This window comes from Sphingobium sp. C100, from assembly GCF_000508185.1.
GTDB lineage: Bacteria > Pseudomonadota > Alphaproteobacteria > Sphingomonadales > Sphingomonadaceae > Sphingobium.
This window is the reverse complement of the sequence record NZ_AYOY01000027.1, coordinates 1-10,532: the sequence shown is the minus strand read 5'-3', so window position 1 is coordinate 10,532 and position 10,532 is coordinate 1. Positions and strand designations below refer to the sequence as shown.

The window sequence follows — 10,532 nt, the reverse complement described above, 5'->3', positions numbered from 1 at the left end:
TGGCGGTTGATGCAGACGGCGGCGTGGCGCGGCTGGAGCCGATCATTCTGTCATCGGGCGACCCGGACGACCTGACATTGCGCGCGGCGCGGCTGCTGGGACAGGCCGATCGCGTCTATCACCGGCCGGACGTGCCGGCCGTCATCCTCAACCGGGCGCGCGCCGATGCGGCGCGGATCGTGGCGGATGGGCCGCCGGACGAGGGCGGGGATGGGCTGTCGCTCTGGCTGGACTGGGGCTGAAAAAGGGGTCAGTCCCGGCGCGCGCTCAGCCGCGCCACTTCATCCTGAAGCGCCTGGATCGAGGAAACCAGGCGGGCGCGGTCGGCCTCCATTTCGCGCAGCGTGTCGCGTGTTTCGCCCAGTTCCACCGCGCGCCGCGCGATGCGGGCATCCAGTTCGGCATTATGCTGCGTCAGCGTGCCGATCCGTTCCGCCTTCTGGTAAAGCTGGCGCAGCCGGGCGTCGAGAATGTCGAAGTCGACGGGCTTGACGATATGGTCGTCCGCGCCCGCTTCCAGCGCCGCGATCACCGACTTGCCGTCGCTACGGCCGGCGATCATGACAAAGCAGGCGTTGCCGGCCAGATTGGCCGCGCGGATCTTCTGCATGGTCGCGATGGCGGGCAGCAGGGCAAGGTCCATGTCGATCAGGATGATGTCGGCCGGGCGGGCGATGAGTGCATTCTGCGCGGCAAAGCCATGTTCGGCGAGCACGACATCATAGTGAAGATGCGACAGCCGCCGCGCCACGACGGCGCGGGCGACGGGATTTTCATCGACCAGCAGCAGGCGCAGCCGGCGTCGGCCAACGGGCGGCGCCTTCGGCGCGGCGAGTCGGCCAAGGGGATTGCGCCTGAAAAACTGCATGGTGAACTCCTGCCTTGGCGCCCGACATTAGGATTGGCGCACCAATAATTGGTTAATGGCCTGGTCCGCAATGAAGTGTATTTCGTCGTCCTGGCGCGCGCCGGCTCTACCGATCCGACGCCATCGTCCACTCAGCGTTCATGCCGGCATTCATTCCGGCGCATAGGCGCGCATGAACAGGTCGACGGCGAACAGCGCATCCTGTTCGATCTGTTCAGGGTCCGGCGCGCTGATTTGCGCCATCAGCAATTGTTGATGGCTGCCCGCCATGCAGAGCGCCATCAGCACACGGGCGGCGTCGGTCGGACCAGCGGCGCGAAGCAGGCCGCGCGCCATCGCCCGCTCCAGAAATTGCGCGAGCAGGGCGCGGGTGTTGCGCGGCGCCAGTTCGAAGAAAATCTGGCTGAGTTCGGGAAACCGCCCGCCTTCCGAGACGATCAGCCGGTGCAGCGCGATCGCCTCGGTCGATGTCACCTTGCCGATCAGGCTGATACAGGCCCGCTGGAGCGTCGTCCGCAAGTCGCCGTCCGGCTCCAGAATCTGGGAAAGCCGGGCGCGATAGGCGCGGGCCACCCGGTCGAGGACGGCGGAGAACAGCGCCTCCTTCGACGGAAAATGGTTCCACAATGTCCCCTTGGACCCGCCCAGCGCGGCGGCGATGCCCGACATCGTCGTTCCGGCATAGCCATGTTCCAGGAAATATTGCTGCGCGACCTTCAGGATCATGTCCTGGCGATCACGCTTGCGCGCCTCCCTGCGGCTACAGATTGAGGGCGATTCACGCTGCGTCATAAAATCGTACCATATAGTACGCTAATGTTGTTGACAAGGTCTCGCAACAGGCGCAAGTGCGATTTTCATACTGGATGGTACGGTTTGTTATGGCGGTGAGTCGCATGGCTTTTTCCTCCCGCGCGATGCTGGCGACGACGACGGCGATGCTGTTGTCGGCCTGCGCCGCGGTCCCCGATCTTGGTCCGCAGCCGGCGATTCGCGCGCCGGCCAGCGTGGCCGCGCAGCAGAGTTTCAGCGCCCCCGACACCGCCTGGCCGGCTGACGACTGGTGGACCGCCTATGGCGATCCGCAGCTTGCCGCGCTGATCCAGGAAGGGCTGGACAACGCGCCCGACATGGCGATCGCCGCGGCGCGTTTCCGCCAGGCGCAGGCCATGGCGCGGCAGGCGGGCGCGGCGACATTGCCCTCCGCCGATCTGGAGGCGAGCGCGTCGGCGACCAAGCAAAGCTATAATATGGGGATGCCCAAGGATTTCGTGCCGCAGGGCTGGCTCGGCACCGGCCGGGTGGCGCTCGACCTGGGCTTCGACCTTGACCTGTGGGGCAAGAACAAGGCGGCGCTGGCTGCCGCCACGTCGGAAGCGCGCGCGGCGCAGATCGACGCGCGCCAGGCGCGCCTGGTGCTGACTACCGGAATCGCCGACGCCTATGCCGACCTGGCCCGCCTCTATGACGAGGCGGAGGTGCAGCAGCGCACGCTCGACATCCGCATGGCCAGCCAGAAGCTGGTCGCCGACCGGCGCCAGAACGGCCTGGAAACGCGTGGCAGCGTGCGTCAGGCCGACGCCACCGTTTCCTCGGCAAAGGCGCAACTGGCCGGCGCGCGCCTGGCGATCGCGCTGCGGCAGCACCAGATCGCGGCGCTGATCGGCGCGGGGCCGGACCGTGGCCTGTCGATCACCCGGCCGCAGGGTGGCCAGTTGTCGCCGCTCGGCCTCCCCGCCGATGTGACCACCAATCTGGTTGCGCGCCGTCCCGACATCGCCGCCGCGCTCGCGCGGACCGAAGCGGCGGCCAAGCGGATCAAGGTCGCCCGCGCCGATTTCTTCCCGGCCGTGCGCCTCAGCGCCCTGATCGGCGTCCAGTCGCTGGGCTATAACACCATCTTCACCGGCGCCGGCGCGGCGGGCGGGCCGACCCCCTTCATCGACGATCTGTTCAAGAAGGATTCGCTGTTCGGCAATGCCGGCCCGGCGATCAGCCTGCCGATCTTTCATGGCGGCGCGTTGCAGGGCCAGTATCGCGGCGCCCGCGCCACCTATGACGAAGCGGTCGCCACCTATGACAAGACGGTGCTGGCCGCCTATCAGGAGGTGGCCGACGCCGTCACCAGCCGCCGCGCGCTGGCCGAGCGGCTGGCCGATGCCCGCGCGGCGCTCGCCGCTTCGGAAGAAGCCTATGACATTGCCCAAAAACGCTATCGCGGCGGGCTTTCCCCCTATCTCGACGTGCTGACCGTCGAGGATCAATTGCTTGCCGCGCGCCGCGGGGTTTCCGACCTGGAAGCCAGCGCCTTCTCGCTCGACATTGCTCTCATCCGGGCGCTGGGCGGCGGTTTCGTCGCCAGCGCCGCTTTGCCCAAGGACGACATCCATGGCTGACGCCGCACCCGAATTTTCCGCCGACCGCGCCGACGCGACCGACGCGAAGCAGGAGGCGCGCCAGTCCGCGCGCCGGACATGGCTGATCCGGCTCGGGCTGGTGGTGCTCGTGGCCGTCCTGCTCTGGGGCGTCTGGTACATGGTCTTCGGCCGCAACCATGTCAGCACCGACAATGCCTATGTGAACGCCGAAATGGCGCAGGTGACGCCGCTGGTGTCCGCCCAGGCGGTCGAGGTGCTGGTCAGCGACACGCAACCGGTCAAGAAGGGCGATATTCTCGTCAAGCTGGACCCCACCAACGCGCAAATCGCCGTGGCGCAGGCGCAGGCGGACCTGGCCGAGGCGCGCCGTCGTTTCCGCCAGACCGCCGCGACCAGTGATTCGCTGGCCGCGCAGGTCGAAGCGCGCGGCGCCGACATCGTGCAGGCGCGCGCCCAGCTCGCCACCGCCCAGGCCGATCTGGACAAGGCGCGGGTCGACCTGCAACGGCGCGAGGCGCTGGTCAGCGCCGGCGCGGTGTCGGCCGATGAAGTCACGAGCGCGCGCAAGGCCTATGCCAGCGCCCGCGCCGCGCTCGACCTCGCCCGCGCCGGCGTCAAGACGGCCGAGGCGACCCGCAACGCGGCGACCGGCCAGTTGGAAGCCAATGACGCCCTGGTGCGCGGTTCGACCGTCGATACCGATCCCGCGGTCATGGCGGCCCAGGCGAAACTCGATTCGGCGAAGCTGGACCTGGAACGCAGCATCATCCGCGCGCCGATCGACGGTGTCGTGACCAAGCGGCAGGTGCAGGTCGGCCAGCGCGTGGCGCAGGGCAGTCCGATCATGACGATCGTGCCGCTGGCCCAGGTCTATGTCGACGCCAATTTCAAGGAGCGTCAGCTGCGCGACGTGCGGGTCGGTATGCCCGCCACCGTGACCTCCGACCTTTATGGCGGCGACGTCGTCTATCATGGCAAGGTCGTCGGCTTTTCGGGCGGCACCGGATCGTCCATGTCGTTGATCCCGGCGCAGAACGCGACCGGCAACTGGATCAAGGTGGTGCAGCGCCTGCCGCTGCGCATCGCACTCGATCCCAAGGAACTGGCGGCGCATCCGCTGCGCGTGGGCCTCTCGATGGACGTCGAGATCGACCTCGCCGCCGAATAGGGGTAGGACATGGCTGGCGACGACGAAATCTTCTCGCGGCTTTCGCCGCGCACCCGGACCCTGGCCGGGCTGGTGCTGGCCATGAGTAATTTCATGGTCGTGCTCGACCTGACCATCGCCAACGTCTCGGTGCCGCATATCGCCGGCAATCTGGGCATCGCGCCGGATCAGGGGACGTGGATCATCACATCCTATGCGGTGGCGGAGGCGATCTGCGTGCCCTTGACCGGCTGGCTGGCGCAGCGGTTCGGCGTGGTCAAGATGTTCACCTTCTCAATGGTCGGCTTCGGTATTTTCTCGTTCTTGTGCGGGATGTCGATGACGCTGGGCATGATCGTCGCCTGTCGTATCGGCCAGGGCATTTGCGGCGGGCCGATCATGCCAATGTCGCAGACCCTGCTGATGCGCATCTTCCCGCCGGAGGCGCGGCCCAGGGCGATGGGGCTATGGGCGATGACCACGCTGCTGGGGCCGGCCATGGGGCCGATCATCGGCGGCTATATCAGCGACAATTGGAGCTGGCACTGGATCTTTTTCATCAACCTGCCGATCGCGGTGGTCTGCATCTTCGCGGCGCAGGCGCTGCTGCGGCCGGTGGAAACCGACACCGCCAAATTGCCGATCGACAAGATCGGCCTGGCGCTGCTGGTCTTCTGGATCGGTTGCCTTCAGATCATGCTCGACATCGGGCGCGACCATGACTGGTTCGGCGATCCGCTGATCGTCGTGCTGGCGGTGCTGGCCGCGATCGGCTTCCTGATCTTCATCATCTGGGAACTGACCGAGGCGCATCCGATCGTCGATCTGCGGGTGTTCCGCCATATCGGCTTTTCCTCCGGCGTCTTTTCGCTCGCGCTCTGTTTCGGCGCCTATTTCGCGGGCATCGTCGTCATCCCCCAATGGTTGCAGATGACCCAGGGCTATACCGCGACCTGGGCGGGGATCGTGACCGCCTTCACCGCCATGGCGGCGTTGATGATGGCGCCCATGGTGGCGCGCTTCATGGGCAAGGTCGATCCGCGCATCATGATTTCGGGCGCGGTTTTCTGGCTGGGCCTGATGACGCTGTGGCGCGCGCACTGGACCAGCGGGGTGGATTTCTGGACGCTGGCCGCGCCGCAATTCGTCCAGGGCTTCGCCATGCCCTTCTTCATGATCCCGCTGACGACCTTGACCCTGGGGTCCGTATTGCCGAGCGAAACGGCGTCGGCGGCGGGTTTGCAGAATTTCGTGCGCACCATGGCGATCGCCATCGCGACGTCGCTGGTGTTGACCGGCTGGGGCGATTCGCAACGGGTATCGCGCAACGAACTGGCGCGCGTGTTGCAACCGGAAGACGCGCAGGCGAAACTGGAGGCGCTCGGCATGTCGACCGAGCAGATCCGGCAGACCATCTCCAACATTGTGGAGGGGGAAGCGATCGCCATCGCGGTCGATCATATCTTCTTCATTTCGGCGCTTGTCTGCTTTGCTGCCGCGGTGATCGTCTGGCTCGCGCCCAAGCCGGTGGGCAAGGTCGACACCTCCGCCGCGCACTGACGCGGCGGGGTTATCGTCGCCACCGCCGCCACAGCGCGCCGTCGCTGAGCACTGCGCGGGCGGCATTATGGCCCGGCGCGCCGGTCACGCCGCCGCCCGGATGGGTGCCCGCGCCGCACATATACAAGCCCTTCACCGGCCCGCGATAGGCGCCATGGCCCAGCACCGGGCGCGCCGCCCACATCTGGTCCAGCGTCAGATTGCCGTGCATGATGTCGCCATCGACCAGGCCGAACTTGCGTTCCAGGTCGAGCGGCGAATGGATCTGCCGCGCGATCACGGACCGGGCGAAGCCGGGCGCATGGGCCTCCACCGTGGCGATGACCTGATCCGCCGCCGCCTCCCGCGCATCGTCCCAGCTGCGACCATCCGGCAGGGTCGGCGCGAATTGCTGGCAGAAAAGGCTGGCGACATGGCATCCCGCCGGCGCCAGGCTCCGGTCGATGGTGGACGGGATCAGCATCTCGACAATCGGTTCTCGCGACCATCCGTACCGCTTCGCATCCATGAACGCCCGGTCCATATAGTCCAGGGTCGGCGCGATGATGATGCCCGATCGGTGATGCTCCCCTGCGCCGGGCAGGCATGTGAAGTCGGGCAGGGCGGACAATGCCACATTCATGCGGAACGTCCCCGAACCCGTCCTGAAAGCCGCGATCCGCTTCAGGAAATCGGCGGGCAGGTCGGCGGGCGCCATCATCCGTTCATAGAGGAGCTTCGGCCCGACATTGGCGATCACCGCGCCGCCCATCACCTCTTCGCCGCTTTCCAGCCGCACGCCCACCGCGCGCGTCCCATCCACCAGCACGGATGCGACCGGCGCCTCCAGGCTGATTTCCACCCCCATCGCGGCGACCACCGCCGCCATCGCCTGCGTGATCGCGCCCATGCCGCCTGTCACATGACCCCAGGCGCCCTTCTTGCCGTTCACTTCGCCAAAGACATGGTGCAGCAGCACATAGGCGCTTCCCGGCGTGTCGGGCGAGGCATAATTGCCGACCACCGCATCAAAGCCGAACGCCGCCTTCACCGCCTCGCTTTCGAACCAGCCGTCCAGGAAGCCGCGCGCCGACTTGGTGAACAGGTCCAGCACGTCGCGCTGCTGCTCCAGCGTGAGCCCCGCGACCCGTCGCCCCTGTTGCAGCGCCTGCACGATCATGGTCAGCCCGTCGCCGACATTGGGCGGGCTTTTCAGCACCAGATCGCGCAGAATGTCCGCCACCACCTCCAGCGCCGCATAATAGGCCGGCAGCCTGTCCGCATCGCGGTCGCTGAACTTGCGGAACTGCGCCTGCGTCCGTTCCAGCCCGCCACCCAGCTTCAGATAGCCGCCATCGGACTGCGGCAGAAAATTGCTGATCGGCCGTTCGATCACGCGATAGCCATGATCGGCCAGCTTCATGTCGCGAATGACCTTGGGATTGAGCAGGCTGACCGTGTAGCTGGCGGTCGAATTGCGGAAGCCGGGGTGAAATTCCTCGGTCACCGCCGCGCCGCCGACGATGGCGCGCCGCTCCAATATGCGCACTCTATAGCCCGCCCGCGCCAGGTAGAAGGCGCAGACCAGCCCATTATGTCCGCCGCCGATGATGACGGCGTCATAGCTGCTGCCCATGTCGACGCTCCCGCTCCCTAAAGTTTTACGATCGTATAACTATCCCGCGCGCAAAGTCGATGCAGCTGTCTATTTTAGGCGGTCCGGTCGGGCGCCTCACCCCAGTCGGCCAGGATGCTGGCCCGGCTCGCGACCTTCTCCCACGGGAAGACGAACCAGTCCTTTGTGACGGCGCGGTCGATCGTTTCGGCGCGATAATCGACGCGGGCGGCGGAGCGGATATTGTCCATCAGCACGGCAAAGCGCAGCCCGTCTCCGCGCCCATTCCCGTGTCGGGCGCCGATGGCGTCGCGCAACCGGTTGATGGTCCGCCCGCTGTCGTTGATGTCGTCCACGACCAGCATCCGCTCGCCCGCGTCCGTCCGTATCGACAGGTCCGCCAGTCGCGCCTCGCTGAAGCTGGGCAGCTTCGCCGACAGGTCGATCGACAGCATCGGCCGCCCGATGGCGTGGCTCAGCCAGGTGGCGGGCACCAGCCCGCCGCGCCCCACGCCCACGATCCAGTCGGGTCGCCATCGCGATGCGACGATCACGTCCGCCAGCGCCTCTATTTGGGTCAGGAAGCGGTCCATGGGGATGTCGGTCAGGATCGGTTCGTTCGTTGTCATCGTCATTCCGCCGCCGCCGGCTGCTGCACCTCGACCAATGGTTGCGCGCCATAGCGGCGCGCCAGCAGCGCGCAAGCCATCAACTGGATCTGGTGAAAGACCATGACCGGCAACAGGATCGGGCCGACCGCCGCCGCCGGGAACAGCACGCCGGCAATCGGCACCCCCGACGCCAGGCTCTTCTTCGACCCGCAAAATTGCAGCACGATCGCATCCTCGCGCGACAGGCCCAGCATCCGCCCCAGCGCATAGGTGAAGAGCAGCACCACCGCCAGCATCGCCATGCACAACGCCGCCAGCGCCAGCAATTCGCCCGTCGACACCTTGCTCCACAGTCCCTCGACCACGGCGGCGGAGAAAGCGGCATAGACCACCAGCAGGATCGACCCGCGATCCACCCGCCCGATCATCGCCCGATGCCGTTCGATGAACCCGCCGATCCACGGCCGCATCAGATGGCCCGCGACGAAGGGCAACAGCAATTGCAGCACGATCCCCTCGATCGAGGACAGCGAAACAAGGCCGGCGCTGCCGCTCCGCTGCATCAGCAGCGCGACCAGCAAGGGGGTCAGGACGATGCCCAGCAGGTTGGAGAAGGAGGCGCTGACCACGGCCGCGGCGACATTGCCCCGCGCGATCGCGGTGAAGGCGATGGACGACTGGACGGTCGATGGCAGCAGCGCCAGGAACAGCAACCCCGCGCGCATGTCGGCGGGGACGATGCCGACTCGGCCGACGATCAGGCCCAGAATCGGGAAGGCGATGAAGGTCGTTGCCAGCGTCGCCAGGTGCAGTTTCCACGCCCGCGCGCCGCTCCAGATCGCCGCGCGCGACAATTTCGCACCATGCAGGAAAAAAAGCAGCACGATGCCTGCGTCCGCGATCGCGCCGGCGACCCGCGCGCCTTCGCCCCGCGCCGGCAGCACGGACGCTAGGGCGACGGTGGCGATCAGCAGCAGCAGGAAGGGGTCGAGCGCCTGGCGCAATCGGTTCATCTGGTCTTCCGGCGGATAATGATCGAAAATCAGGGGATAGACGCCGCCGCCGGGCTGCGCCAACAATTTCCCCTTGCACCGCAACAAGGGAGAGGCCGGGCGTGAGCGACCATATCGCGATCATCGAAGAACAGGGCGTGATGGAAATCCATATCGACCGCCCGGACAAGAAGAACGCGCTGACCGGCGCCATGTATCGCACCATGACGGCCGCGCTGGCCGACGCATCCATGCGCGCGGACATCGGCGCGGTGCTGATCGCGGGCCGGGGCGATGCCTTTTGCGCGGGCAATGATCTTCAGGATTTCCTGGCCGGGCCGGAAGGGGGGGCGGCCGCCTTCGCCTTCATCCGCGCCATCGCCACCTTCGACAAGCCCCTGGTTGCGGCGGTGCAGGGACTGGCCGTCGGGGTCGGCACGACGATGCTGTTCCATTGCGACCTCATCTATGCCGCGCCCGACGCGCGCTTCGTCATGCCCTTCGTCAATCTGGGCCTGGTGCCCGAAGCCGGCTCCAGCCTGCTCGCGCCCGCCATTCTGGGCCATGCCAGGGCGGCGGCGATGCTGCTGCTGGGTGAACCGATGGACGCCGACAGCGCCGCGCGCGCCGGCATGGTGACGGCGATCGTTCCGGCCGACGCCCTGCTCGATCAGGCGAGGGCCAAGGCCGCCGCGCTCATGGCCAAGCCGCCGCGCGCGCTGGCCGCCACCCGCCGCCTGATGAAGGGCGATCCCGCCGCGCTCGTCGCCCGGATCGAGGAGGAAGCGCAGTTGTTCCGCGAGGCGATGGCGTCGCCCGAGGCGCGCGAAGCCTTCACCGCCTTTTTCGAGAAGCGTCCGCCGGTCTTTGCCAGAAGCTGAGCATCGTAACGATCATCTGGCGGGTTTGCGGCGCGTGAAGTCGATCTCGCTCACGATCACCGCCGCGACGACCAGCAATCCGCCGAGCAGCGCGGCGGGTGGCAGCCTTTCGCCCGCGACCCGGCCGATAATGCCGGCCCAGACCGGCTCCCCGGCGTAGATCAGCGTCGCGCGCGTCGGCGACACGGTGCGCTGCGCCCAGTTCATCACGAACTGGATCAGCGCGGTCATCGCGCCCAGCCCGCAGGCGGACAGCACGACCGTCCAGGAAAAGGGCGGCAGGCGCTCGCCCGCCGGCGCCATGCAGGCAAAGGCGAGCAGCGCCGTCACCGCCAGCTGCACCAATGTCACCCGCGCGACATCCACCTTGCCCGCCCACAGGCTGATGAAGATGATCTCCAGCGCGATCGCCAGGGTGCTGACCAGCGTCACCATCTCTCCCGGTCCGAAGCCCAGCCCTTCGCCCGGCGCCGCGATCAGCATCAGCCCGGCGACGGCCAG

At 67.1% G+C, this 10,532-nt stretch carries 10 protein-coding genes and 1 pseudogene; 5 read left to right on the top strand and 6 right to left on the bottom strand.

Going from position 1 to position 10,532, the window contains the following annotated elements; genetic code table 11:
- Positions 1-242, top strand: a pseudogene (locus tag C100_RS0123980) (siroheme synthase); the annotation flags it as partial.
- A gap of 8 nt (positions 243-250) precedes the next feature.
- Here the strand turns inward: C100_RS0123980 and C100_RS28360 are convergent.
- Positions 251-868, bottom strand: a complete 618-nt coding sequence (locus C100_RS28360) for a response regulator (protein ID WP_024018407.1) — start codon at positions 866-868, stop codon at positions 251-253.
- Positions 869-1,018: 150 nt separating this feature from the next.
- A complete protein-coding gene (locus tag C100_RS28355; protein WP_235219009.1) occupies positions 1,019-1,594 on the bottom strand; it encodes a TetR/AcrR family transcriptional regulator in 576 nt (191 codons plus the stop codon).
- A 155-nt stretch (positions 1,595-1,749) separates the two neighbouring features.
- On the opposite strand from C100_RS28355, the gene C100_RS28350 reads away from it, so the two are divergent.
- From C100_RS28350 to C100_RS28340, 3 genes are read left to right on the top strand one after another with little or no spacing between them, the layout of a single operon-like run.
- Positions 1,750-3,264 carry an efflux transporter outer membrane subunit gene (locus C100_RS28350; RefSeq protein WP_024018405.1) on the top strand — a complete coding sequence of 505 codons (1,515 nt, stop codon included), beginning with the start codon at positions 1,750-1,752 and terminating at the stop codon, positions 3,262-3,264.
- Positions 3,257-4,414, top strand: a complete 1,158-nt coding sequence (locus C100_RS28345; protein ID WP_024018404.1) for an EmrA/EmrK family multidrug efflux transporter periplasmic adaptor subunit — start codon at positions 3,257-3,259, stop codon at positions 4,412-4,414. The genes C100_RS28350 and C100_RS28345 overlap by 8 nt, the downstream gene beginning before the upstream one ends.
- A gap of 9 nt (positions 4,415-4,423) precedes the next feature.
- Positions 4,424-5,953, top strand: a complete 1,530-nt coding sequence (locus C100_RS28340) for a DHA2 family efflux MFS transporter permease subunit (RefSeq protein WP_024018403.1) — start codon at positions 4,424-4,426, stop codon at positions 5,951-5,953.
- Between the two features lie 10 nt (positions 5,954-5,963).
- Here C100_RS28340 and C100_RS28335 read toward each other — a convergent pair whose 3' ends face one another.
- The 3 genes from C100_RS28335 to C100_RS28325 form a co-directional block, all read right to left on the bottom strand.
- Positions 5,964-7,568 carry a phytoene desaturase family protein gene (locus C100_RS28335; protein ID WP_024018402.1) on the bottom strand — a complete coding sequence of 535 codons (1,605 nt, stop codon included), beginning with the start codon at positions 7,566-7,568 and terminating at the stop codon, positions 5,964-5,966.
- Positions 7,569-7,642: 74 nt separating this feature from the next.
- Positions 7,643-8,176, bottom strand: coding sequence for a phosphoribosyltransferase (locus C100_RS28330; RefSeq protein ID WP_031308671.1), 534 nt, complete (start codon positions 8,174-8,176; stop codon positions 7,643-7,645).
- A 2-nt stretch (positions 8,177-8,178) separates the two neighbouring features.
- Positions 8,179-9,171, bottom strand: coding sequence for a bile acid:sodium symporter family protein (locus C100_RS28325; RefSeq protein WP_052028226.1), 993 nt, complete (start codon positions 9,169-9,171; stop codon positions 8,179-8,181).
- A gap of 101 nt (positions 9,172-9,272) precedes the next feature.
- Here C100_RS28325 and C100_RS28320 point away from each other — a divergent pair, with 101 nt between their 5' ends.
- Positions 9,273-10,031, top strand: a complete 759-nt coding sequence (locus C100_RS28320; RefSeq protein ID WP_024018399.1) for an enoyl-CoA hydratase-related protein — start codon at positions 9,273-9,275, stop codon at positions 10,029-10,031.
- Positions 10,032-10,043: 12 nt separating this feature from the next.
- Here C100_RS28320 and C100_RS28315 read toward each other — a convergent pair.
- The coding region (locus C100_RS28315) for a DMT family transporter (protein WP_037529618.1) at positions 10,044-10,532 on the bottom strand (489 nt) is incomplete at its 5' end.

What these genes read in the sequence shown, in the direction of transcription:
- C100_RS28360 (WP_024018407.1), bottom strand. Translation starts at nt 868, where the DNA reads ATGCAGTTTTTCAGGCGCAATCCCCTTGGCCGACTCGCCGCGCCGAAG.
- C100_RS28355 (WP_235219009.1), bottom strand. Translation starts at nt 1,594, where the DNA reads ATGATCCTGAAGGTCGCGCAGCAATATTTCCTGGAACATGGCTATGCC.
- C100_RS28350 (WP_024018405.1), top strand. Translation starts at nt 1,750, where the DNA reads ATGGCGGTGAGTCGCATGGCTTTTTCCTCCCGCGCGATGCTGGCGACG.
- C100_RS28345 (WP_024018404.1), top strand. Translation starts at nt 3,257, where the DNA reads ATGGCTGACGCCGCACCCGAATTTTCCGCCGACCGCGCCGACGCGACC.
- C100_RS28340 (WP_024018403.1), top strand. Translation starts at nt 4,424, where the DNA reads ATGGCTGGCGACGACGAAATCTTCTCGCGGCTTTCGCCGCGCACCCGG.
- C100_RS28335 (WP_024018402.1), bottom strand. Translation starts at nt 7,568, where the DNA reads ATGGGCAGCAGCTATGACGCCGTCATCATCGGCGGCGGACATAATGGG.
- C100_RS28330 (WP_031308671.1), bottom strand. Translation starts at nt 8,176, where the DNA reads ATGACAACGAACGAACCGATCCTGACCGACATCCCCATGGACCGCTTC.
- C100_RS28325 (WP_052028226.1), bottom strand. Translation starts at nt 9,171, where the DNA reads ATGAACCGATTGCGCCAGGCGCTCGACCCCTTCCTGCTGCTGCTGATC.